Origin of the sequence: Brevibacterium sp. SMBL_HHYL_HB1 (genome assembly GCF_018208375.1) — a bacterium.
GTDB lineage: Bacteria > Actinomycetota > Actinomycetes > Actinomycetales > Brevibacteriaceae > Brevibacterium > Brevibacterium intestinavium.
Genome location: NZ_CP062936.1, coordinates 3,979,175 through 4,002,194, shown reverse-complemented (window position 1 = coordinate 4,002,194; position 23,020 = coordinate 3,979,175). Strand labels below are relative to the sequence as shown.

At 69.6% G+C, this 23,020-nt stretch carries 21 protein-coding genes; 4 read left to right on the top strand and 17 right to left on the bottom strand.

The features are described 5' to 3' along the window. Positions 1 to 11 precede the first annotated feature (11 nt). The 3 genes from IG171_RS18175 to IG171_RS19225 all read left to right on the top strand — a co-directional run bounded on the left by IG171_RS18175 (position 12) and on the right by IG171_RS19225 (position 2,148). Positions 12 to 1,559 carry a rhamnulokinase family protein gene (locus IG171_RS18175; RefSeq protein ID WP_212128710.1) on the top strand — a complete coding sequence of 516 codons (1,548 nt, stop codon included), beginning with the start codon at positions 12 to 14 and terminating at the stop codon, positions 1,557 to 1,559. Between the two features lie 177 nt (positions 1,560 to 1,736). Then, positions 1,737 to 1,847 carry an ATP-binding cassette domain-containing protein gene (locus tag IG171_RS19230; protein WP_249203814.1) on the top strand — a complete coding sequence of 37 codons (111 nt, stop codon included), beginning with the start codon at positions 1,737 to 1,739 and terminating at the stop codon, positions 1,845 to 1,847. A gap of 82 nt (positions 1,848 to 1,929) precedes the next feature. Further along, positions 1,930 to 2,148, top strand: a complete 219-nt coding sequence (locus IG171_RS19225) for an AAA family ATPase (protein WP_349252160.1) — start codon at positions 1,930 to 1,932, stop codon at positions 2,146 to 2,148. Positions 2,149 to 2,162: 14 nt separating this feature from the next. Here IG171_RS19225 and IG171_RS18165 read toward each other — a convergent pair whose 3' ends face one another. Both IG171_RS18165 and IG171_RS18160 read right to left on the bottom strand, forming a co-directional pair. After that, a complete protein-coding gene (locus tag IG171_RS18165; RefSeq protein ID WP_212128709.1) occupies positions 2,163 to 3,185 on the bottom strand; it encodes an NADP-dependent oxidoreductase in 1,023 nt (340 codons plus the stop codon). A gap of 69 nt (positions 3,186 to 3,254) precedes the next feature. Beyond that, on the bottom strand, positions 3,255 to 4,178 hold the full coding sequence (locus IG171_RS18160) for a DUF402 domain-containing protein (RefSeq protein ID WP_212128708.1): 924 nt from the start codon (positions 4,176 to 4,178) through the stop codon (positions 3,255 to 3,257). Positions 4,179 to 4,331: 153 nt separating this feature from the next. Between IG171_RS18160 and IG171_RS18155 the strand changes: the two genes are divergently transcribed. Further along, on the top strand, positions 4,332 to 5,246 hold the full coding sequence (locus IG171_RS18155) for an amidohydrolase family protein (RefSeq protein ID WP_249203813.1): 915 nt from the start codon (positions 4,332 to 4,334) through the stop codon (positions 5,244 to 5,246). 14 nt (positions 5,247 to 5,260) lie between these two features. Here IG171_RS18155 and IG171_RS18150 read toward each other — a convergent pair whose 3' ends face one another. The 15 genes from IG171_RS18150 to IG171_RS18080 form a co-directional block, all read right to left on the bottom strand. After that, the gene (locus IG171_RS18150) at positions 5,261 to 5,800 is read right to left on the bottom strand and encodes a YetF domain-containing protein (RefSeq protein ID WP_212128707.1); all 540 of its coding nucleotides are present in this window, start codon (positions 5,798 to 5,800) and stop codon (positions 5,261 to 5,263) included. 44 nt (positions 5,801 to 5,844) lie between these two features. After that, positions 5,845 to 6,597, bottom strand: a complete 753-nt coding sequence (locus IG171_RS18145; RefSeq protein WP_212128706.1) for a hypothetical protein — start codon at positions 6,595 to 6,597, stop codon at positions 5,845 to 5,847. 68 nt (positions 6,598 to 6,665) lie between these two features. Continuing rightward, the gene (locus IG171_RS18140) at positions 6,666 to 7,640 is read right to left on the bottom strand and encodes a DUF4097 family beta strand repeat-containing protein (protein WP_212128705.1); all 975 of its coding nucleotides are present in this window, start codon (positions 7,638 to 7,640) and stop codon (positions 6,666 to 6,668) included. A gap of 1 nt (position 7,641) precedes the next feature. Then, positions 7,642 to 8,286, bottom strand: coding sequence for a response regulator transcription factor (locus IG171_RS18135; protein WP_212128704.1), 645 nt, complete (start codon positions 8,284 to 8,286; stop codon positions 7,642 to 7,644). Continuing rightward, entirely contained in the window at positions 8,274 to 9,650 is a 1,377-nt protein-coding gene (locus tag IG171_RS18130) for a histidine kinase (protein WP_249203811.1), read from the bottom strand. Before IG171_RS18130 ends, IG171_RS18135 begins: the two co-directional genes overlap by 13 nt. Continuing rightward, a complete protein-coding gene (locus tag IG171_RS18125; RefSeq protein ID WP_212128703.1) occupies positions 9,556 to 10,320 on the bottom strand; it encodes a hypothetical protein in 765 nt (254 codons plus the stop codon). The genes IG171_RS18130 and IG171_RS18125 overlap by 95 nt, the downstream gene beginning before the upstream one ends. 154 nt (positions 10,321 to 10,474) lie before the next feature. Continuing rightward, positions 10,475 to 11,686, bottom strand: coding sequence for an aminotransferase class V-fold PLP-dependent enzyme (locus IG171_RS18120; RefSeq protein ID WP_212131779.1), 1,212 nt, complete (start codon positions 11,684 to 11,686; stop codon positions 10,475 to 10,477). Between the two features lie 266 nt (positions 11,687 to 11,952). Beyond that, the gene (locus IG171_RS18115; protein ID WP_212128702.1) at positions 11,953 to 13,971 is read right to left on the bottom strand and encodes an FAD/NAD(P)-binding protein; all 2,019 of its coding nucleotides are present in this window, start codon (positions 13,969 to 13,971) and stop codon (positions 11,953 to 11,955) included. A gap of 10 nt (positions 13,972 to 13,981) precedes the next feature. Further along, positions 13,982 to 14,932, bottom strand: coding sequence for an LLM class flavin-dependent oxidoreductase (locus IG171_RS18110; RefSeq protein WP_212128701.1), 951 nt, complete (start codon positions 14,930 to 14,932; stop codon positions 13,982 to 13,984). Beyond that, a complete protein-coding gene (gene ssuE / locus IG171_RS18105; protein WP_212128700.1) occupies positions 14,929 to 15,546 on the bottom strand; it encodes an NADPH-dependent FMN reductase in 618 nt (205 codons plus the stop codon). Before ssuE ends, IG171_RS18110 begins: the two co-directional genes overlap by 4 nt. 1 nt (position 15,547) lies before the next feature. Beyond that, on the bottom strand, positions 15,548 to 16,927 hold the full coding sequence (locus tag IG171_RS18100) for an NtaA/DmoA family FMN-dependent monooxygenase (protein WP_212128699.1): 1,380 nt from the start codon (positions 16,925 to 16,927) through the stop codon (positions 15,548 to 15,550). Beyond that, positions 16,920 to 18,881, bottom strand: coding sequence for an ABC transporter ATP-binding protein (locus IG171_RS18095; protein WP_249203809.1), 1,962 nt, complete (start codon positions 18,879 to 18,881; stop codon positions 16,920 to 16,922). The genes IG171_RS18100 and IG171_RS18095 overlap by 8 nt, the downstream gene beginning before the upstream one ends. Next, positions 18,878 to 19,804 (bottom strand): ABC transporter permease, encoded by a 927-nt coding sequence (locus tag IG171_RS18090; RefSeq protein ID WP_212128698.1) that lies wholly within the window; start codon positions 19,802 to 19,804, stop codon positions 18,878 to 18,880. Before IG171_RS18090 ends, IG171_RS18095 begins: the two co-directional genes overlap by 4 nt. Beyond that, positions 19,801 to 20,850, bottom strand: a complete 1,050-nt coding sequence (locus IG171_RS18085) for an ABC transporter permease (protein ID WP_212128697.1) — start codon at positions 20,848 to 20,850, stop codon at positions 19,801 to 19,803. The genes IG171_RS18090 and IG171_RS18085 overlap by 4 nt, the downstream gene beginning before the upstream one ends. Next, a complete protein-coding gene (locus tag IG171_RS18080) occupies positions 20,850 to 22,505 on the bottom strand; it encodes an ABC transporter substrate-binding protein (protein WP_212128696.1) in 1,656 nt (551 codons plus the stop codon). The genes IG171_RS18085 and IG171_RS18080 overlap by 1 nt, the downstream gene beginning before the upstream one ends. Between the last annotated feature and the right edge of the window lie 515 nt (positions 22,506 to 23,020).

Below are 23,020 nucleotides of genomic sequence, written 5' to 3'. Positions count from 1 at the left end.
AGCAGGAGGTCATGATGGACACGACGAAATCACCGCTGACCCTCGCCGCTGTCGATCTGGGAGCGACGAGCGGGAGGGTGATCCTCGGCGGAGTCGACGGCGGCGTGCTGAAGATGAAGCACATCGCCCGGTTCCCCAATGCTCCGCTCCACCTCACCGAGGCAGCGCCCACGGACCGCGACAGCGCGGCTGAGAGTGCTCCCGCCGAGGGATTGTACTGGAACATCACGGCGCTCTATGCCGCGCTCGAGGACGGACTGCGGGAGGCGGTGCGCAGCGCTGCCGAACTGCGCAGCATCGGCATCGACTCCTGGGCCGTCGACTACGGGATGCTGCGGGCCGGGCGGCTCATCGGACTGCCGCACCACTACCGTGACCGGCGGACCGCACGCGGGGTCGCTCTCGTCCACGAGCGCATCGACCCGGCCGAACTGTTCGCCCGCAACGGTCTGCAGCACCTCGACTTCAACACGGTGTTCCAGCTCGCCGCCGAGTCCGAGTCCGGTCTCCTCGACGCGGCCGACCGGATCCTGCTCGTCCCCGACCTCATCGCCTACTGGCTCACGGGCACCGCCCGCACCGAGGCGACCAATGCCTCGACCACCGGACTGCTCGGTCTGGACCGGAGAACATGGGATCGGCAGCTGCTCGAACTGGCCGGCACCGATCGCTGCCAGCTGGCAGAACTCGTCGAACCGGGCCAGACGATCGGTGAACTCACCGCCTCGGCGACTCAGCGTCTGGGAGCCGACAGGCCGGTGAAGGTCACGGCCGTCGGCAGCCATGACACCGCCTCGGCGGTGGTGGCCGTCCCCTTCGCTTCGAAGGACTCCGCGTTCATCTCGAGCGGAACCTGGTCCCTGGTCGGCCTCGAACTCGATGAACCGGTCGTCACCGACGCGGCCCGGGAGGCGAACTTCACCAATGAGGGCGGCGTCGACGGGACCGTCCGCTTCCTCAAGAACGTCTCCGGGCTGTGGCTGCTGAGCGAATCGATGCGCCACTGGCACCACAACGCCACCGATGCCCAGCGCAGCGCGGACCTGCAGACTCTGCTCGTCGAGGCCGAGGCCGTCACCGGTCAAGTGCCGATCTTCGACCCCTCCGATGAGCGCTTCACCCCGCCCGGCGATATGCCCGGCCGCATCGCCGACTGGTGCCGCGAGCACGGTCTGCGCCCGCCGACGGCACAGGCGGAGGTCGTCCGCAGCATCCTCGAGTCCCTGGCCGAGGCCTACCGGCAGACCATCGACGCCGCCGAGGCGCTGACGGGGGTGAGCGTCGAGACCATCCACATCGTCGGCGGAGGTTCCCAGAACGCACTTCTATGTCGGCTGACGGCCCAGCGCACGGGCCGGACGGTCATCGCCGGACCCGTCGAGGCGACCGCCATCGGCAACCTCCTCATCCAAGCCCGCGCGGTCGGTGAGGTCTCCCCCGACGCGAGCCTGTCGGATCTGCGGACCATCGTGCGGAATTCGTTCCCCGTCGTCGAGTACTCTCCGCACTCGGCGGGCACGGGCGAGAGCCCTGCTCCGACGAATGCGGCCTTGATATGATCACGATATGCATCTGTTCTTCCTCTGAGGGCGACCACGAACCGCCGCCCCTCGTCGACTGCGCTTGACGAGGCTGCGGTGGTCACGTCGTCATGGCCTCACGGGCCACCGCTTCCGCGTGCTCACACCACCTCGCCGGTGGTGCGAACCGGCACGCCGCATCAGAGGAACACCACCGTGCCCACCACCCCCACCTCGCGGATCGCCGTCGTCGGCGAGAACGGCCGCGGCAAATCAACCCTTCTGCACATCCTGTCCGGGCCCTGCCGCCCGATGAGGGGCAGGTGAGCAGAATCGGCACACTCGGCATCGCCGAACAGGAGATGTCGACGACCGATCGGCGGACCGTCGGTCAGGTCGTCGCAGACGCCTGGATCTGGCACTGGCGCTGTCCGCGCGGCCGCACCTGCTGCTCCTCGACGAGCCGACGAACCATCTGTCGATCTCATTGGTCGACGAGCTCACCGAGGCGCTGCGGGCCACCTCGGCGGCGGTGGTGGCTTCGACTCACGACCGTCAGCTCCTGCGGGACCTCAGCGATTGGCCTCGACTGGGCCTGACTCCGAGTCTCGAGCCCGCGGGGAGCTGAGGGATCGCCGCCCCTCAGCCCTCCGCGCCGACGGCGACGACCATCTTGCCGAAGTTGCCGCCGGTGAGCAGGTCGTTGAAATATTCGGGAGCCCTGTCCAGACCGGGGCGGATGTCCTCGCGGTAGCGGACCTTGCCCTCCTTGAGCCAGCCGCTCATATCGGTGAGGAACTGATCGGTGAGCCGACCGGCGAATTCGGTCTGGATGAAGCCTCTGACCAGCAGCGACTTCGTGAGGATGTGACCCATGAGCGCACCCGAGCGGTCGGGCCCCTCGGGCAGTTCGGTGAGGTTGTAGTTGGCGACGAGTCCGCACACCGGCACGCGAGCGAAGGTGTTCAGCCGCGGCAGCACGGCGTTGAAGACGTCCCCGCCGACGTTCTCGTAATAGACGTCGATGCCTTGGGGCACCGCCTCCTTCAGCTCCTGCCGCAGGTTGCCCGTTCGGTGGTCCAGGGCGACGTCGAAACCGAGTTCACGCAGGTGGGCGACCTTGTCCGGGCCGCCGGCGATGCCGACCGCGGTCGCACCCCTGATCTTCGCGATCTGGCCGACGACGGAGCCGACGGGACCGGTGGCGGCGGCTACGGCCACGGTCTCGCCGGGCTGGGGCCGGCCGATCTCGAGCAGTCCCGCATAGGCGGTGAAGCCGGGCATGCCGAGCACGCCGAGGTGAGTGCTGATCGGTGCGAGCTCGGGATCGATCCTGCGCAGGTGCCCGGTCGTCTCCACCGAGTACTCCTGCCAACCGCCGTAGCCGAGGACGATGTCGCCGGTGGAGAAGTCGTGTGCGTTCGATTCGACGACTTCGGACACGGTGGCTCCGACCATGACATCGCCGACCTCGACGGGTGCGGCATAGGACTTCGCATCCGACATCCGTCCGCGCATGTACGGATCGAGTGAGAGGTAGAGAGTGCGCAGCAGCACCTGGCCCTCGCCCGGGGAGGGCACGGGCACCTCGTCGAGCAGGTAGTTCTCCTCGGTGGGCGCGCCCACGGGGCGGGAATTCAGGCGGATCCTGTGGTTGGTCGTCATGGCACGGTTCCTTTCATCGGCTCTTCTGCGTTCGGTGCGGGGCCGGCCTCGCCGGTCCGGGTCTTCGGATCATCGGAACTGTCTGTCATAGCAACCGCTCGGGATCGAACGATGTTCCCGATGGCCCGAATTCTGCGCCTCCTGCCGCACGCTTGCGGGGGCCTCCCGATCGCCCTGGGCTTCTTCGGGCTGGGCTGTATCGGGCGGGGCCTCATCGGCCAGGGCACGGGCCGTGGTCTCCCACGCGGGGTCGAACGCCCAGCTGTAGTCGTCCAGGTGCTCGAGCAGATGGGCGCCGTTGGCTCTGATGGTCTCCGACCATTCGACCGGCCAGGCCCCGAAGTTCGCGGCCGCGGCGAGTTCGTCGACATCCTTGAACACCGCACCGCTGGCATCGAGCCCACCGTCCGCGGCGTGCAGAGGCAACGTGGGCACGGGGAAGGTGATGTCGAGGATGTGGTCGCTGGTGAACAGTGCGTCCCGGGTGCGGCGGTGCGTGGCCTCGAGGTTGACGTACCATTCGGCGCGCACGCCTGAGGGCCTCGCGCCTGCGCCGCTCGGTCCGCTCGGTCCGCCCGGTCCGCTCGGGCCCGGAGCGTCGTCCTTGAGCAGCACCCACACGGAGAACGGGACCTCGGCAGGGACGATCTTGAGCACCCCGCGTCCGCGCCAGGCCCCGTCGACCCTGATCCGCGTCGGTGCCTCGGCGAGGGGACGGAACCGGGCCCTGAGCGGAACATCGTGCGGGTCGGTCCCCTCCCATCCGACGATGCGCGTCTCCCCGGTCCGGGCACCGCCGGCCAACCACAGGGCGGCACCGTCGGGACCGTCGGTGATGACACGCATCGGCCGGGTCACCTCGGCGAGGTCGCGGTCGAAGTCGAAGCGCCGAAACGTCCAGGTCACGATGTCGCCGGGCTGCCAGAACGGCCCTCGGCCCACGGGCGCGACCTCGGCCGGGGTGGTGATCGGGTACGGATCGCTCAGCGTCATGCGGGCAGTCTATGCCGCAGTCATCCACGCGCGCTGAAGACGGAACCGTCACCGGCTCGGCCTCGGTCCGATTCGGACCGATCGGCCTCGGTCCGACCGTCCTCGATCCGATTCGCCCCGCCCGTGCCCGGGGTTGAGTCATAGAGTGGGACCATGATCGACTCCGACGATGCCGCCGCGATGACCGCTCCCCCGCGCTCGGACGCGCAGATCCCCGCCTACCTGGAGGCCCTCGGTCTGCCGGGGCTGGCCGACATCCACGTGCACTTCCTCCCGCAGAACGTGCTCGACAAGGTCTGGGCGTACTTCGACGATGCCGCGAAGAACTACGGCCGGGACTGGCCGATCACCTATCGGTTCGACACTGACACGCGGCTGCGCATCGTCCGCGAGCTCGGCATCCGCGCGATCCCGGCGCTGACCTACCCGCACAGACCCGGCATGGCCGCATGGCTGAACGACTGGAACGCCGAGTTCGCCGCCGCCCACGACGACGTCATCCACTGCGGGACCCTCTACGCCGAGCCCGAATCCGCCGACTACGTGCCCGCCGCCCTGGCCGCCGGAGCTCAGCTGTTCAAGGTCCACGTCCAGGTCGGGGCCTTCTCTCCCGATGATCGGGTGCTCGACCCCGCCTGGGAGGCGCTCGAAGGGGCGCGGGCGCCCATCGTCATCCATGCCGGCTCCGCGCCTCTGCCGGGCAAGCACACCGGCCCGCAGGCGGTGGCGAACGTCCTCGAGCGCTTCCCCGACCTCAGGTTGGTCATCGCCCATATGGGCATGCCCGAATACGATGCCTTCGCCGATCTCGTCGAGGCCTACGATCACGTCCACCTCGACACGACCATGTTCGCCTCCGGGTACTTCAGCTCCCCCGCCGAGGTGGGGCCGGCCTACCGTGCACGCTTGGCCCGGCTCGAGGATCGGATCATCCTCGGCTCGGACTTCCCGAACATCCCCTACCCGTATGTCGATCAGATCTCGGGTCTGGCCGGTCTGGGCCTCGGCGACGACTGGATGCGTTCGGTGCTGTGGACCAATGGGGCGAAGCTGCTCGGCCTCGGCTGAATCGTGGTCGGGGCTCAGCCCTCGCGAGGGACCCGTTCGGCTCCGATGACTCCGGTCAGCATCTCCTCGGCGATGGGCGCACCCCGCCGGATGACGCTGATCTGACCCGTCGATTCGAGGATCACGCAGGCGACCTCGTCGCGGTTGCGGATCCCGGCCGAGCGCAGCTTCGCGATGACCTCGGCGTGGTCGACGTGGGTCCGCGACAGGTTGTCGGACAGGATCTCCCGACCGGCCATGAGCACGACAGCCGGGGAGTTGACGACGGCGCGGATCACTCCGAAGCGACGACCGACCCCGCTCAGCGCCTGCAGGATGAGCAGGGTCGCCAGGCCCAGAGTTCCCGCGCCGAGGGTCGGTGTGTCACCGAGGATGGCGCGGCCGATGATCGCCCCCATGGCGATGATCGCGGCCAGGTCGAAACTCGAGAGGCTCGCCAGGGTGCGCTGGCCGAAGATGCGCAGCAGCAGAATGATTCCGAAGTAGAAGGCGATGCAGGAGATCACGACTCTGATCGCGTCGGCTCCGTTGAGGCCGTATTCCATCCAATCCATGTGCACCTCCGTATTGGAGGATACCGCGTGGAGTCCGACCGGGCTCAGGGTGTGCGCAGCCAGTCGTCGAGGCCGGTCTCGGACACACGCGGCGAATCGGGGATCAGCCCGTCGCCGGCGGTCGGTCCGGGCAGCGGCACGCCGATGACCTTCGGGGCCTTCGCATCCCCTGCCGCCCTGGCCCGTTCCCGGGCGATCCTTTCGGCGATCGCGGCGAAGTCGCTGATCTCGGCACCGGCTGCCTCGATGGTTCCGTGTTCGCCGGCGTCGATGGCCTCGGCCATCATCCGGGCCGCCTCGGCCGCGGCCAGCGCCTGTACGCGCATCTTCGGCACGAAGCGCAGCGGACCGAGCGCGAACGTCATCGAGTCGACGAGTTCGAACCATTGGGCGGAGCGGAACATCAGCAGCCGATCGGCCGGGACGAGGCGACGGTAGATGCGCTCCTGCATGGCCTTGGCCTGGTAGTAGCCGAGCAGCTTCGACTCACCGACCTCGGGGCGGAAGGCGATCGACAGGCAGGCCAGAGAGGCCTCCGGCAGGTCGGCCGCGGCCAGGGCAATCGATCGCGAGCTGCGGGAGAAGAAGTCGATGGCCCGGTCCGCTCCCATCGTCATCCGGTTGACGCAGTCGACGAGGACATCGCTGCCCTCGGCCGCCTCGGCGACGCCCTCGCCGGTCACGGTGTCGACCCCGCTGCCGCGATGTGCGGCGATGGTCGTGTGCCCGCGCTCGTGCAGCTGGGATACGAGTCGGCGGCCGAAGGTTCCGGTGGCTCCGTAGACGGTGATCTGCATGGCGCACGTCCTCTCACACGCCGCACGGGTGGACCCGACGTCGAGCCCACCCGTGCGCCGGTCACAGCTCAGTTCTGGGTGATGGTGACCATACCAGTGTCGGCCGTGGCCGAGACCGGAACCAGCTTCTTGCCCTCGGCCTCCTGCGGGTTCTTGGCCGCATCGTATTCGTCGAGGTCGGAGGCCAGGTCGACGCTGCCGTCATTCGACTTCGCGTTGATCCGGTAGAAGAAGTCCTCGACCTCCTCCGTCTCTCCGTCGCCTTCTTTCGCCTCGGCGGCCATGTTCTCCTGCGCGATGTCGAGGTTCGGCAGGCTCAGCTCGATCGGGCCCTCCTCGGTCTTGGCGACGATGCCGCCGGCGGGGATCGCATCATTGGTGAAGTCGAGTTCGAGTGTCCCGGTCGTGGTCACCGCATCGATGCGGTCGTCGATGGTGAGCGCCTCGCCCTCGAGCGCACCGACCTCGGTCGTCGACTCCACGGTGCCGAAGGTGCCCCGGAGGTAGGTTGCGCCCCAGTCGGTGGAGGTCCGCACCTGTTCGGCCGAGCCGTCGATGTTCAGGGTTCCTCCGTCGGTGTCGGCGGTGATCCCGGCGAAGTCGCCGTCGACGTCGAATGTGCCGTAGTCGCCGGCGAAGTCGAGCGTGAGATCGTTGGAGACGGCCGCGGGCACGGTGACGGTGATCCGCGTGTTCTCGAGCTTCGTCCGCTCGCCCACGGTCACCTCGGCGGTCTCGCCCCTGCTGCCGACCTTGAGGCCGGGGGAGCTGTCGCGCGGGCCGGTGGCGGTGAGCTTCACGGTGGGTTCGTCGACATCGGCGGTCTTGATGTCGACGGCGGCGCCCCCGTTGAGCTTCATCTTCAGTTCCTTCATCGCCTTCGGCAGCGCCTCGTTCGCCTCGACCCTGCCGTAGTCGAGGCGGGAGGCCCCGTGGGCGGTGGTGACGATGATGGGCACGAGGAGGACGACAGCGGCGAGGATGATGAGGACCGAGCGCAGACCGAGTCGAGCGGTTTCGCTGATGCGAACTGTGGCAGGCATTCTAGGCTCCGAGGAATGTGAGGACGGCGAGGACTCGGCGATTGTCCGAGGTGTCGGCGGTGAGGCCGAGCTTCGTGAACACCGAGCTGATGTGCTTCTCAACGGCTCCGGCGCTGAGGTAGAGGATTCTGGCGATCGCGGCGTTGGACTTGCCTTCGGCCATGAGCTGGAGGACTTCGAGCTCACGTGGGCTCAGGGTCGACAGCCCGTCCTTCTTCCGGGTCCGGACGAGGATCTGGGACACGACCTCGGGGTCGAGCACGGTGCCGCCGCCTGCGACCTCGTCGACGGCGTCGAGGAAGTCCTCGACATCGGCGACTCGGTCCTTGAGCAGGTAGCCGAATCCGCCGGTGTTCTCGGCGATGAGTTCGGAGGCGTACTGCTCTTCCACGTATTGGCTGAACACGAGGACCTTGACGTCGGGGTTCTGTTTGCGGATGAGGACCGCTGCGCGGATGCCCTCGTCGGTGAACGTCGGGGGCATGCGCACGTCGATGACCGCGAGATCCGGAGGATCGTTGTGCACCGTGGCCAGCAGTTCGTTGGCGTCGGGAACGGCGGCGATGATCTCGTGCCCGGCATCGGTCAGGAGCCGTTCGAGTCCGGCACGCAGAACGGCAGAGTCTTCAGCGATTACGATGCGCATGGCACCTCCACAACTACGGTCGTCGGCCCACCTGCGGGGCTGGTCAGGTTCAGTGTGCCACGGGCGGCCTCGACGCGGTCGATGAGCCCGGCGATGCCGGTGTGCCGACCGGTCCGGTCCACGCGTGCCCCGCCCTGGCCGTTGTCGGTGACGACGATCTGGACGCCGGTCTCGATCGGGGCGATGAAGACGCTGGCGCGGGTGGCTCCGGAGTGCTTGGCGATGTTCGTCAGGCACTCGGCGACGACGAAGTAGGACACGGCTTCGGCCTCCCGCCCGATCCGTCCCTCGAGCCGGACGTCGACGTCGATGGGAATGGTCGACCGGCCGGCCAGGGCGGAGACGGCGGCGTCGAGTCCGCGGTCGGTGAGCACGGCCGGGTGGATGCCACGGGCGAGCTGACGCAGTTCGGTGACGATGCCCTTGGCCTCGGCGTGGGCCTCGGAGACGAGTTCCTTGGCGCGTTCGGGGTCGGAGTCGACCTTCGACTTCGCCATCCCCAAGGTCATCGTCAGGGCCACGAGGCGGGGCTGGGCTCCGTCGTGGAGGTCGCGTTCGATGCGCAGCCGTTCGGCGGCCGCGGCCTCGATGCCGGCCATCCGAGCCCGATCGAGCTCGGTCACCTCGGCCTGGAGGGCGACGGTGCGCGCCGGCGACAGGAGCGCACGGTCCAGGGCTCGATCGAGGATCGGGGCGAACCAGAGGATGGCCACGGAGCTGGCCAGGACGATGACCGAGCCGATGGCCACTCCGAGTCGGGCGGATTCGGCGATGTTGTCGCCGATGAAGAAGGTGTTGACGCCGTGCGGGTTGACGGCGGCGAAGATGCCGAGGATCGATCCGCAGATGCCTGCCAGTGTCCCGCCGACGATGATCGCGGCGAAGGCCATCTTGATGTAGTGATGGGCCGTCGACCTCCAGAAGGCTCCGGACTTCACCTGCAGCCAGCGGTTGTGGAGGAACCGGCCGAACCCGGGTTCGCGGTTGCTGCTCTCGATCTTCGGCACAGGGATCCTGTCCGCGTAGACGAGTTCGGATCGGTAGCGTTCGACGATGTTCGCGCCCTGCTGGACGAGGACCCAGACGAGAAGGGCGAGCACTCCGAGTCCGAGGGCGAAGATTCCGCCGATGCCGGTGAAGAGCAGGCCCAGCGGGATCCACGCCCAGATCACGGCGAGCACGGCCGAGGCCACGAGGTTCGCGACCCCGATGATGCCGGTGGAGCGCTTGGGCCAGGTGATCGGGCCGTCGGCCGGGATCTCGGTGACGTCATCCCGGCTCAGCGGCAGTGACCCGGTGACCGGAGCGTAGGCGACCGGTTCGGTGCGTGGCTTCTTCCGCCGAGGCGGCCGTGGATTCGGCATCGCCATTCCCGGCTGGGGTCCGGGGCCGGCGGCCGGGTGCCCGGGGGCAGAGTATCCGGCGCTGGGGTGCCCGGGGTTGGGGATCCGGCGCTGGGGTGCCCGGGATTGGGGGTCCGGGGCTGTTCGCTTGGGGGCCGGGGTTCGCGTGGGGGCCGGGAGCGGGCTGACCGGCGTGGGGCGGTTGGGGGCCAGGGCTGCTTGCGGGATGTCCGGGCGCGGGCTGGGGCGCGTATGCCGGCTGGGCTCCCGCCGTGGGGTAGGCACCGGGGGCGCGATGGGTGGCCGGTCCGGAGCCGGTCGCGGCGACGGGCGCATCGGGGTTGTGCTCAGGGGCAGCGGGGATGTCCTGCCCGGGCTGGGGACCGGATGCAGCGGGGATGTCCTGTCCGGCTGGGGATGCGGAGGCACTCGAGGCGGGCGGCTGCCCGTAGGCACGCGTCGGCGACTGCGCCTCGTCCGACGGTGTCTGTGACGACGAGTGGTGTGTCGGTCGGTCCGAACCGGCTTCGGTCTCGGTGGTCGGCGGGGCGTTGACGATCGCTGCGGCACTGAAGGACTCTTCGCGGTCCGGGGGCTCGGCAGCCGCCTCGGCCTCGGGCGTCTGAGCCTCCAGCGGATCGGCGCCGTGCGGCTGCTGATCCTGCGGGTTCCCGGGGGTGTTCTCACTCATAGCAATTACGCTACGGGAGTCGCGCTCGCGCTGACAGCACGAAGACCTCCGAGCCTGCGTCGGGTTTTCCCCACAGGCAGTGACCGCGCCCACTCGACGCATCACGTCGAAGCATCACGCAGCGGTGCTGCCTGAGCACCCCGTTACTGGCGAATCACACCGAAGCAACGGTGGGTCGCGGCGCTGCCGGTGCTTGTCGACGCGAGTCCTCAGCCGCACTGGAGTCCGCGCCGCCGACGGTGTCGGCCGTGGCGGCGAGCGCCTGGTCGAGGTCGGCGAGGATGTCGTCGATGTCCTCGATGCCGACCGAGAGGCGGATGAACGTGCCTGAGATGCTCAGTTCGCTGTCGGCCACGGCCAGATGCGTCATCGTCGCCGGGTGGTCGATCAGCGACTCCACGCCCCCGAGGGATTCGGCCAGGGTGATCAGCTTCGTGTTCGCCACCAGCGCCAGTGCCCTGGCCTCGGTGTCGGTGCGCAGGGAGACCACTCCCCCGAAGCCGCTCATCTGCCGCTTCGCCACTTCGTGTCCGGGGTGCGAGGGCAGACCCGGGTAGATCACCTCGGCGATCTCGTCGCGGCCTTCGAGCCACTCGGCCACCGTCTGCGCGTTCTCACTGTGCTTGGCCATCCGCACCGGCAGGGTCTTGATCCCGCGCCTGGTCAGCCACGCGTCGAAGGGCGAGATCCCCAGTCCCACGGAGGCGAGGTGGCTCTCGAGCCGTTCGATCACCTCGGCGGCACGGGCACAGCTCGTGCCGTCACCGGCGAGCACGGCACCGCCGATGACATCGGAGTGGCCGTTGATGAACTTCGTCGTCGAGTGGATGACGAGATCGGCACCGAGGTCGATGGGCCGCTGCAGGATCGGGGTGGCGAAGGTCGAGTCGACGGCGAGCACGGCGTTCGCTTCGTGTGCGAGCCGGGCCGTGGCCGCGATGTCGACGATGTCGAGTCCCGGGTTGCTCGGGGTCTCGACCCACACGATCGCGGTCCGCTCATTGATGGCCTCCGCCAGCGCCGAGGTGTCGGTGAGATCGACGGTGCGGATCCGGACTCCCCAGCGTTCGTACTCGTTCTTCAGCAGCCGGAAAGTGCCGCCGTAGACGTCGCGGGGGATGATGATCTCGTCACCGGGGCCCAGCAGCGCCGAGAACACCGCGACCTCGGCCGAGGTGCCCGAATTCACCGCGGCCGCGAAGGAGGCGTTCTCCAATTCGCACAGGGCATCTTCGAGATCGCTGCGGTTCGGGGTGCCCGTGCGCGCGTAGTCGAAGCCGGCGCGAGTGTCTCCCGGGGTGTCCATCATGAAGGTCGAGGTCTGGAAGATCGGGGCGACGACCGAACCGGTGTGGGATTCGGGCATGGCTCCCGAATGCACCGATCGGGTCGAGATTCCGGCGGGGGTGGTGGGTTCGAAGCGAGGTGAACTCACGGCGGATCCTTCCTTCACTGATGGTCACCGCATCATTTGCGGTGGAATCAGTCTCCTTCGCCCACGGCAGCCCGCGCACGCCGGTCGACACGCGCGGTCACCGCATGTCATATGACGTCGATCGCTGTCATCTTTCGTCGCAAACGGCCCTTCCACCCCGCCGAGGCGGGTGCCCGGCCCGCCGAGGCGGCCGTGTCTCAGCCGGCCAACAGCTGCCGCTGCGCGGCCCCGGCCGTCGCCGCGTGCCTCGCTGACGTCGTTGTTGACGCCGTCGCCGAGGACATCACCGAAGCCAGGATCGCCGAGGCGATCCTCTCGTTGTCGGCGAAGACCGCGGCACCTGTGCGCGGTCGGCTGAATGCCTCGGCCGTCGCTCCCGAGACCGCGGGTCCGAGCAGGAACAGATCGGTCTGCACCGCGCCCTCGGCGTCGAGGGCGTGCCCGACGCCGTCCGTGCGCAGCTTCGCATGCGCCGAATCCTCCAGCCGCAGGCCTCCGTTCGCCCGCAGGGATTCCAAGGCCGGGTCCGCTGCGCGCTCGGCGCTCTGGCGGGCCAGACGGGCATCGACGAGGTGAGTGAAGGTCCTTGCCTGCGGGTGGGCCGTCGACCGCGCGGTGAATCCGGAGGCGCTCGTCTCGATGCTCAGTCCGGGGCCGAGGAAGCGGACGAGCCCCGCCTCGTGGAGGGCGAGGATCTGCTTGACCCGGAAGGGCGGCGGACCGCTGCCGATGAAGGAGAACAGCGAGTGGAGCCCGGCTTCGACGAACTCCGTGCGATCGCGGACGCTCACGGCTCCGGCGCGGACCAGGGAACGCACCTGGACATAGGCCTTGACCAGGGCTTCGAACACGGCGAGGTCGGCCGAGTGGCCCATATCCGCGCTGCGTCGCAGACGGTCCTCGATGTGTTCGGCCACCTTCGCCTCGGCGGTGGCGAGGTCCGCGCAGACCAGATCGTCCAAGGGGCGGTCGATCCGGGACAGATCGAACAGGTCGGCCGGATCGGTCACGACCTCCCGGGCGCAGGCGGTGATCGCGTCACGGACCGTCGAGACTTCGACCCCCGGCCGGGCCGCAAGCACCTGCTCGGCCGTTTCGTCGATGCGGGCGAGCAGACCGGGTGCGTCGATGTCGCGCTTCCACAGCAGATGTCGGTAGTGGGCATAGGTGAGTTCGAGTTCGAACAGCGGGCCGAGCACCGTCCGGAAGTCGATGACTCGGTCCCCTGAACCGGCCCGATCCCCCACGGGGCGGGCCCCCTCGCCGAGGCGGTCGTGCCGCAGATACCGCAGCTCGACGGTGGGTGCGCCGGGCACATCGGCTCGGCTGTAGCCGAGTTTGGGACAGTACGAGATGCCGCGCGAGGACCCGACCCACAGCACGGGCTCCTCGCCCGAGGGGCGGTAGACGAGGTCGTCGCCCGCCGGCGCGAACCGACCGCCGCGGCCCTCGGTGACCATGACCATGAAGTCGAGGAAGGCGAGCCCGAAACCGCGGGTGAGCACCTCGGCGCCGGCGGGGATTCCGCTGAAGTCGAGGTCCGCGGTGTAGCCGGGGGCCTGATAGTGAAGGCCGGTCGCCGTCCCCTGCTCCCCCTCCGAGGCGGCCGCTGGCACCGACTCCGCAGCCCGCGCCGCAAGGTCGGCGTCCTCCGCGGCCGGATGCATGTCGAGGTGTCCCTGTGCCGAGACGAGGACCCGTGTGGAGATCACCGTGCCGGTGGACGTGGTGACCTCGAAACCGATCCCGTCGTCACTGCGCCGCACCGCCTCGGCGCGGGCCGTGTGGATCTCCACTTCCGCCGCGAGCCGGTCGAGCGCGGTCTCGAAGGCCGCGGACAGGTAGTGGCCTTGGATCCGGCGGCTGGCGAAGGACTGGGAGTCCAGTCGTGCGGCCTCCGCGCCCAACCCGGCCGCGGCGAGTCGGTCCCGGCCGGGCCCGTGGATCCACTCGTCCAGGGTCGGCCCCTCGATGCCGGGCCGCTCGAGGCGGCAGGTCTCATCGGGGAAGATCGTGATGTCCTCGGTGCGCGAGTTCATCCACAGATGCGGTGACTGATCGGTTCGCCAGATCCGCCCGGGCCCCGCCGGATAGGGGTCGATGAGGTGGATCCGCAGCCCGGCCCCGGCGTCCTGGCCGGCGGCGATCGCGAGCAGGATGCCCAGGGTCTTCGGCCCGGCGCCGATGAAGCTCAGGTCGGCGCGGTGGTCGCCCACGCCGGGAGTCTCACGCCTGCGCATAGAGGCTCTCGGCCGGTCCCAGCCCGAGGCGGGTGCGCAGATCCGGCTGGGCGGGGGCCAGCTGCGCCGGGGTCTCGCGCAGCCCCGCCGCCTGCAGGGCCGGAAGGATCTCGGAGACCAGGCGGACGCTGATCTCGAGCTGCTCGTCGGCCGGCACGCTCAGGAGGATCCCGGAGGCGCCGCGACCGGTGAGGATCCGCACGGAGCCGACGAGTTCGGCCACCTCGGCGCGGGTCCTGGGCGCGGGCAGAACGGTGAGCACCGCCACGGCGGGATCGAGTCCGGAGCGCAGGTCCTCGAGCGAGATCTCACCGGCGGCCTCGTCGACGAGGACGATGTCGGCGGCGGCGCGGGCGGCTTCGTTGCCCGGTTCGGCCCGGACGGCGATCGGCGGGTGTCCCTGCGGCGGGCGGGGCGTGATCGAGGGCCCGAGCACCGAGTACTCGGTGCCGGTCGAGTCCTCCAGCTGCGCCCCGACGCGGTGGAGCCGGTCGCGGTCGATGTAGCGGCCAGTGGCCTGGTCGCGGATGATCGCGTCGTCGTCCCAGGAGTCCCAGAGGCGGCGGATGACGTCGATGATCGCACCGGCTTCGGCCCAAGCGGCGAGAGCTGGGGCGGGTTCGCGGCGGCCGAAGAGCTCCGCCTCGGCCGCGGTGTGGGAGATGCCGACGGCCAGTCCCGCACGTGAGCGGGCCGCATAGTCGAGCGTCGCCGAGGCCGTCGCCGTGTGGAAGGGCTCCAGGTGGGTGACACGCACCTCGGGAACGAGACCGAGGTGCGTGGTCAGCGGCCCCAGCCAGGAGGCGAATTCGAGGCCGTCGAGACCGTCGAAGCCGTCGGGGACGAGCGCGAAGTCCGCATGCCCGTCGAGGGTCTTCGCCGCAGCCGGACCGGTCCGGAGGTCGGGGGTCAGAGTGGTGGCGATGAGCACGCTCATGAGGGGTTCCTGTCGGTCGTGGTCGGTGTGGAGAGGACGGAGGCGGGGTCGCCCGCCTCGGCGTGGGAGCAGAGCCGGGACCGGATGCTCAGTTCGGAGTCGAACCTGTCGATGGCGTCGACGACGTCGAGTTCGACGGTTTCGTCGATCCGCGGCCGGGTCGATTCGGTGGCCGGGAGGATGGCGTTCGAGTTCACGAAGCGGCCCCGGCCGATCGAGCTGGCCCCGAGCGTGGCCAGCAGCGGTTTGAGGCCGAAGTCGAGGGCGAGGATGTGGGCGGCCGATCCGCCGGTCAGCAGCGGCAGCACGGGTTTGCCGCGCAGGGCGTCCATCGGCAGCAGGTCGATGAAGACCTTGAGCAGGCCGGTGTAGGTGGCCTTGAACACCGGAGACCCGACGACGACGGCATCGGCGTCGGTGACGGTCGCCCGCGCCGAGGCGATGAGGTCCGCGTTCGCGTCCCCGGCCAGCAGCGGGCCGGCGGGCAGGTGCCGCAGCTTGAGGAATTCCGTGCGGTGACCGTGCTGGTTTAGCCGGAGTGCGACGAATTCCAGCAGCGCCTCGGTCTTCGAGGGCTCCGCGGGGCTGGCCGAGATCAGAACCACGTTCGCCATCTCAGCCCACCTCCTTCAGCTCGGCCGCAGGTCCGGTCGCCCGGGCCCGGGCCCGCGCCGCGGCCCAGTCCGCGGCCGAGCGGGCGTGTCGCAGTCCGAGGTTCTCCCGCAGGGAGCCTTCCGGGTATTCGGTGCGGTAGACCCCGAGTTCCTGGAGTTCGGGGACGACCCGGGCCACGACCTCGTCGAGTCCGCCCGGGGTGAGGTGGGGGACGAGGATATAGCCGTCGGCGGCCTTCGTCCGCACCGCCTCGGCGAGGTCGAGGGCGACCTGGCGCGGGGTGCCGACGAAGGAGTGCCGGTGCGAGACCCGGATGACCAGTTCGCGGGCGGTCAGCTTCTCCGCCTCGGCGAGTTCGCGCCAGGCCGCGATCGTGGCTTCGGTGTCCTTGATGTGCTTGACCCGGCCCTGGGAGATCGACTCCCCGGCCGGCGGCACATCGGGCAGGGGCCCGTTCGGGTCGAATCCGGACAGGTCACGGCCCCAGACGCGTTCGAGGAAGGCCATGGCGCCGGCCTCGCTGACCTGCGCGGCGGCGATCTCGCGGGAGTGCTCGGCCGCCTCGGCGGGGGTGTCGCCGAGGATGACGGACACGCCCGGATAGATCTTCAGCTCGTCCTCGGCCCGGCCGTAGCGGGCGAGCCGGGACTTCACGTCCGCGTAGAATCTACGCCCCGATTCGGGGTCGGAGTGTCGGGTGAAGACGACGTCGGCCGATCCGGTGGCGAAATCGCGGCCGGAGTCCGAATCGCCGGCCTGGAAGATCACGGGGTGGCCGCTGGGCAGTGACTCGGTGGGGAACCTGCCGGCGATGTCGAAGAAGTCGCTGCTGTGGGCGAAGGTTCCGTCGCCTTCGGCGGTGTCCCAGAGGGTGCGGGCGACGTCGATGAAGTCCTCGGCGCGGCGGTAGCGGTCGGCGTGGTCGAGGTAGCCGCCGCGACGGAAGTTCTCACCGGTGAAGGCGTCCGAGGTGGTGACGACGTTCCAGGCGGCACGGCCGTTCGAGAGGTGGTCGATGGTGGCCAGCCGGCGGGCGATGTCGAAGGGTTCGTTGTACGTGGAGCTCAGCGTCCCGGCCAGGCCGATGCGCTGCGTGACGGCGGCGAGCGCGGAGAGCACGGCCGTGGTGTTGGGTCGGCCGACGACGTCGAGGTCGAAGATCCTGCCCTGGTGTTCGCGCAGGCGCAGGCCTTCGGCGAGGAAGAAGAAGTCGAACAGGCCCGCCTCGGCGGTCTTCGCCAGGTGGGCGAAGGAGTCGAATTCGATGTGGCTGCCCGAGGCAGGATCGGTCCATACGGTCGTGTTGTTCACGCCCGGGAAGTGGGCGGCCAAGTGGACCTGTCGCGGCTGCCCGGGCAGATGTGGGTGGTTCTCAGGCATGGTGTGCTCCTGTCAGGATCGTTTCGGTGGGGTGCGGCAGCGCGGTGCCGGGCCCGTCGGTGGGGTGGTCGGGACCGGTGGGGTGGTCGGTCGCGGTCAGGCGAACGGCCGAGTCGTCGAAGCAGGGCACCGCTTCGATCAGGGCCCGCGTATAGGCGTGGCGGCTGTCGTGGAGGACGCGGGCGGTCGGTCCGGATTCGACGACGCGTCCGTCCTTCATCACGATGACGTCGTCGGCGATCTGTTCGATCACGGCGAGGTCGTGGGAGATGAACAGATAGGCGACGCCGAGGCGGGCCTGCAGGTCGACGAGCAGCTGGAGGATCTGTGCCTGCACGCCGACGTCGAGGGCGGAGACCGGCTCGTCGAGGATGACCACCTCGGGTTCGACGGCCAGCGCCCGGGCGATCGCGAGCCTCTGCCGCTGGCCTCCGGAGAGTTCGCGCGGAGTCCGGCCGAGCAGCCGGTGGTCGAGTGCGACGGCCTCGAGCAGCTCGCGCACCCGCGCCGGCCGCTGCCCTCGGGTGCCGATGCGGTGGCCGCGCAGGGGTTCGGTCAGGATCCGCTCGACCGTGTAGTGCGGATCGAGTGCGGCGCTCGAGTCCTGGTGGACGTACCGAATCCGGCGCCCGAGGTCCTTGCGGCGGAAGTCGCCCAGCGTCCGGCCGCGGAGTGCGACCTCCCCGCCGTCGGCGGTCTCGGCCCCGAGCAGGATCCTCGCCGAGGTGGTCTTGCCCGACCCGGATTCGCCGACGATGCCGACGGTCTCACCGGCCCGCAGCGTGATGTCGAGACCGTCGACGGCCGGCCGCTGACCGCCGAAGTCGCGCACGAGTCCGCGGCCGGTGAGAACCGCAGCGGGGCCGCTCGCCGAGGCGGTGCCGGACTCCCGCGCCGATCCTGTGTCGGATTCCTGCACCGAATCGGTCCCGGTCGTGGTCGCCGGGTTCGCGTCGCCGGTGGGCACGGCCTCGCGGCGAGGTCGCAGACGGCCCCGTCCGAGGTGCGGGGCCGCGGCCAGCAGCGCCCGGGTGCAGGCGTGCCGCGGGTGAGCGAGGACGCGTTCGGTCTCACCGGTTTCGACGATGCGGCCGCGCTGCATGACCAGGAGGTCGTCGGCGCGCTCCTTCGCCACCCCGAGGTCGTGGGTGATGAGGATGAGCGCGGTCGAGAATTCGGCGACGAGGCCGCTGAGCACATCGAGGACCTGCTTGGCCACGGTCGCGTCGAGAGCCGAGGTCGGTTCGTCGGCGATGATGAGCGCGGGGCGGGCGGCGATGGCATTGGCGATGAGCACCCGCTGACGCTGCCCGCCGGAGAGTTCGTGCGGGTGGCGCCGCCCGTGGACGTCCGGGTCCAGTCCCACGGCGGTGAGCACCTCGGCGATGCGGCCTGGGATCTGGGCCTTCGCGAATCCGTTGACGCTCAGGGTCTCGGTCAGGGCGGAAGCGATCGTGCGCACGGGGTTGAGTCCGGCGCCCGCGTCCTGCGGCACATAGGCGATCCCGGTGCCGAGGATGCGATGCCAGGTGCGCGGCTTCGCCCCGATCAGATCCTCGCCGAGGTGGCTCTGCCTCCGTGCCTCGACCGTCGTTCCGGTTGGGAGCAGTCCCGTCAGTGCGGCGGCCGTGGTCGATTTGCCCGAACCGGATTCGCCGACGATCGCGAGTGTGGCCCCGGGCGCCAGGCTCAGGTCGACGTCTTCGACCGCCGGGGCGGTCGCGGCCGGGTAGGTCACGCTGAGTCCCGCGACCTCGAGGACCGGTCGGCGTCGGCCCGCAGCGGTCGGACGGGCGGGCTCGACGGAGGCGGGTTCGGCGGCGGGAACAGGGGCCGCTGGGGCAGGACCGGGGTCAGGGGCGGCAGACATCGGGCCCTCGGGGCCCGGAGACTGGTCGAGCAGCTCGGTGCCGGCACCGGCCGAGGGCCAGGCGAGGAGATCGGTGTGGATCATCGGAATTCCCTCTCGGAGTTGACGGCGTGTGAGACACGATTGGCGGCCAGCACCACGGCGGCGACGACGAGTCCGGGCAGGGTCGTCATCCACCAGGCGGCGGCGAGGAAGTCGCGGCCCTCGGACACGAGCAGTCCCCATTCGGGCTGCGGGGGCGGGGCGCCGAAGCCGAGGAAGCTCAGCGCCGACACGGCGAGCACGGCGGAACCGAATTCGAGTGCGACGAGCGCGAGGATCGGGCCTCTGACCTGCGGGAGGACGTGCCGGGCGAGGACAGCGGCGGCGGAGAGCCCGTCGGCGCGAGCGGCCCGGACGAATTCGGTCGTCCGCCACCGGCTCACCTCGGCGCGGGTGAGTCGTGCGAACGAGGGCACGGCCGCGACGCCGACGGCCAGAGCGACGTTGAGAGTGCCGAAGCCCAGCGCGGTGATCACCGCCATCGACAGCAGCAGTCCGGGGACGGCCTGGAGGACGTCGACGGTGCGCATGAAGATGGCGTCGACGGCCCGGGTGAAGAAGCCCGAGACCAGGCCGATGAGCACCCCGGCACCGACACCGATGAGCACGGCGATGAGGCTGGCCGACAGTGTCTGGGCCGAACCGTGGACGGTGCGGGCAAAGACGTCGCGGCCGAGCTGGTCGGTGCCGAAGAGGTGGTCGGCGCTCGGTGGCAGCAACCGCTCGGCAGGATTGCCGGTGAGCGGATCGAGACCGGTGAGCAGTCCGGGCCACAGGGCCGCGGCAGCGGCGAGGGCGAGGACGGCGACGGCCCCGATGGGGCCGAGCCGCGACGCGGTCGAGGTGAGGCGGCGAAGGATCCCGGAGACTCGATCGCCGTTCGCTCCCGGGCCGGTTTCGGTCCGGGCCCCGACCGTGCCGGTCGCACCCTGGGAGTGCTTCTGGATTTCGGTGGCCAGGCTCATGCGCGCACTCCTTCGCCTCGGACGGTCGACGCGGCAGGGCTCGCGGATCCGCCTTCGCTGTCGGCCGCCTCGGCGGGGGCGGTCGCGGTTCTGGACTCGAGCGTGCGCGTCGCCGCCCGCAGCCGCGGATCGAGCAGCGGGTAGGCCAGATCGGTGACGAGGTTGACGAGGACGAACACGGCCGCGGCGAAGAGCACGATGCCTTGGACGAGTGGGATGTCCTGACCGGTCACCGCGGTCTGGGCCAGGCGCCCGAGCCCCTGACGGGAGAACACGTTCTCGACCACGACGGACCCGGCCAGAGCCTGACCGAACAGGACCCCGCCCATCGTCAGCGTCGGCAGCAGCGCCACGGGCAGCGCCTGTCGCAGCAGCAGCCGCAGCCGGGTGTAGCCGGAGGCGTGGAAGGTCGTGACGAAGGGCTGGACCCAGGCGTTCTGCAGCGAACGGAACAGGACCTGGGCGATGATCGCCGCCAGCGGGATGGCCAGGGTCACGGCCGGCAGGACGACCGCGGCCGGGGTGCCAGTGCCCACAGCGGGGAACAGCGGGAGGCGGAAGGAGAAGATCTGCAGCAGCATCAGCCCGACCCAGAAGGTCGGCAGTGCGACCCCGAGCCCGGGCAGCCCGGCCAGGATATCGCGCAGCCAGGCACGGCGGGTCAGGGTCGCGGCCACGGCGATGACGATCCCGGTCACCAGGGCGATCGCCAGTGCCAGGGCAGCGAGCGCGAGCGTCGAGGGCAGGGCGGCGGCGATCGCCTCGGTGACGGGGGTTCCGGCCTGGATCGAGGTGCCCAGGTCGAAGCGGACGAGGTCGCCGAGGGCGAGGAGGTATTGGATGATGAGCGGCTCGTCGAGGTGGAATTCGGCTCTCAGTCGGGCCACCTCGGCGGGGTCGAAGGACTGCAGCTCTCCCCCGGCGCCGAGCATGGTGATGACCGGGTCGCCGGGCAGCCAGTAGAGCAGGAAGAAGCTGAGCGTGAACGCGATCCACAGCACGAGCAGGCCCTGTGCCAGGCGGGAGACGAGGTAGCGCGGACTCATCACTGCTCACCGCCGAGCCAGGTGTCGTAGAGCTGGTAGCGCGAGGAGGCTTCGAACTCGAAGTCGTGGACGTTCTTGCCGGTGCCCACGATGCCGGCGAGTTCGACGATCGGGATCGAATAGCCCTCGTCGAGGATGAGCGTCGCCGCCTGGGTGAAGTCGGCCTTCCGTTTGTCCTCGTCGAGCGTTTCGGTGGTGCGGGCGAGCACCGAGTCGATCCTGCCCGGTTCGCGGTCGTTCGAGTTCTGCTCTTCGGCCCCGAAGTAGTTGCGCAGGATATCGGCGTCCGAGCGGGTCAGGTTGCCGAAGGTGAACTCCTCCTCGCCTTCGGCTTGGAGGGCGGTGACCTCGGCGATCGTCTTCTTCTCCAGCTGCAGATCGAAGCCGATGGCGCGCAGCTGCTGCTGGACCAGTTCGAGGAACGGAGCGTCCTGCCAATAGGTCAGCGTCGTCGACAGCTCCTTGCCGTCCTTGGTCCGGATTCCGTCGGCACCGGTCTTCCAACCGGCGTCGTCGAGCAGCCTCTTCGCCCCTTCGGGGTCGTAGGCGAGCAGATCGGAGAGGTCTTCGTACTGCGGCGTCGATTCGGCCAGCACCGAGGTGGCCGGGGACTGATGGTCGGAGATGACCGTCGTCAGCTGCTGCCGGTCGATGCCCTTGTTCAGGGCTTTGCGCACGGCTCTGTCCGAGGCGATGTCTCCCGTGGTCTTGGGCACGAGGTTGTACACGACGCCCGGGTTGGCCCGGGAGACGATGTTCAGTCCCTGGGCCTCGAGGCTCGCCTCGTCCTGGGACTGGACGGAGGTGTCGACGTCGACCTGGCCCGACAGCAGAGAGCCGTTGCGCACCGAGGCCTCGGGAACGATGGAGAATTCGATCCCGGCGAGGTGTGCAGGTCCGTCGTGGTCGGCCAGCGAGGACGGCCAGTCGTAGTCGTCATAACGCGTCAGCTCGATCGCCTTGTTGTGTTCGACGGAGGTGAGCTCGAACGGTCCGGTGCCCACGAGGTCGCCGGTGCAGCGCTGTTCGGGGCTCTGCTCGAGGGTCTTCGAGGAGTAGAAGCCGAGGTTCATCGTCGAGGTCGCCTGCAGGAACTGGGCGTTGGGTCTGTCGAAGGTGAACGTCACCGTCCGCTCATCGGGAGTCTCGATCTCCTTCAGCCCGTCGATGTAGGTCTGGCCGATCGAAGCCTTGGCCCCGAGCTCCTCGATCGCCTCGAAGTTCTCCTTCACAGAGGCGGAGGTGAAGTCGGTCCCGTCCTGGAACTTCACTCCCTCGCGCAGGTGGAAGGTGAAGGTCTTCGCGTCCTCGGACACGTCCCAGGACTCGGCCAGCCAGGGTTCGATCTCGCCGGTCTCCGGGTCCTGATCGGTCAGGGAGTCCGTGATCTGGCGGGTGATGTTGAGGGTGACGTTGTAGCCGACCTGCTGACCGTCGAGGCACTGCGGGTCGGTGTCGTAGGCGACCTTGAGGATCCCTCCCTGCTGCGGCGTGCCTGCCTCATCCGTCCCGGCTTCGGCCGAATCCGAGCAGCCGGCGAGGAACAGGGAACCCGCCGCCAGCATGGCGAGGGCGAAGCGGGTGCGTCGCTGCGGGAGAGGCGTGGTGCCGGCTGGATGAGGCGAATCGGTGGTGGGCAGGCTGGAGCTGGTCATGAGTGTCCTGAGGTCAGTGGTTGGAATGGGTGGGGCAGCGCGGGCGCCGATGCCGCGACGACGGGCTCGGGTGCCTGGGGCAGCGGCGAGGCGTTGTCGAGTCGGGCGAAGCTCTCGGGTCGAAAGCAGCGGGCGGCGCTGTCGAGTCGGCGGCGACCGGCGGTGTTTTCGCTGAAGACGGCGGGGCGGGGTTTCGCTGAAGGCCGCGGGTCTCGAACTGGAGGCCGCGGGTCTCGAACTGGAGGCCGCGGGGGCAGGTCTCGGACCGCAGACGGCCGCGGGATCGAGGCTGTCACCTCCGGGGCCGGCAGCCGAGGCGACCGCCTCGGCGCCGGGAACAGGGGCGAGGCAGTGGTCCGAGTGCCGTCGAAGCGAGTCGCTCAGGTCCGAGGCGAGCCCCGAGTCAGCCGAACGTCTGCCGGACGGCCGCCACATGAACGCTTATTGCTCAACAAAGAAGATGGTCGTCGAACTCAGCGCGAAGCCGTCATCTGCATGCCGCGGGCGCTTCGAGC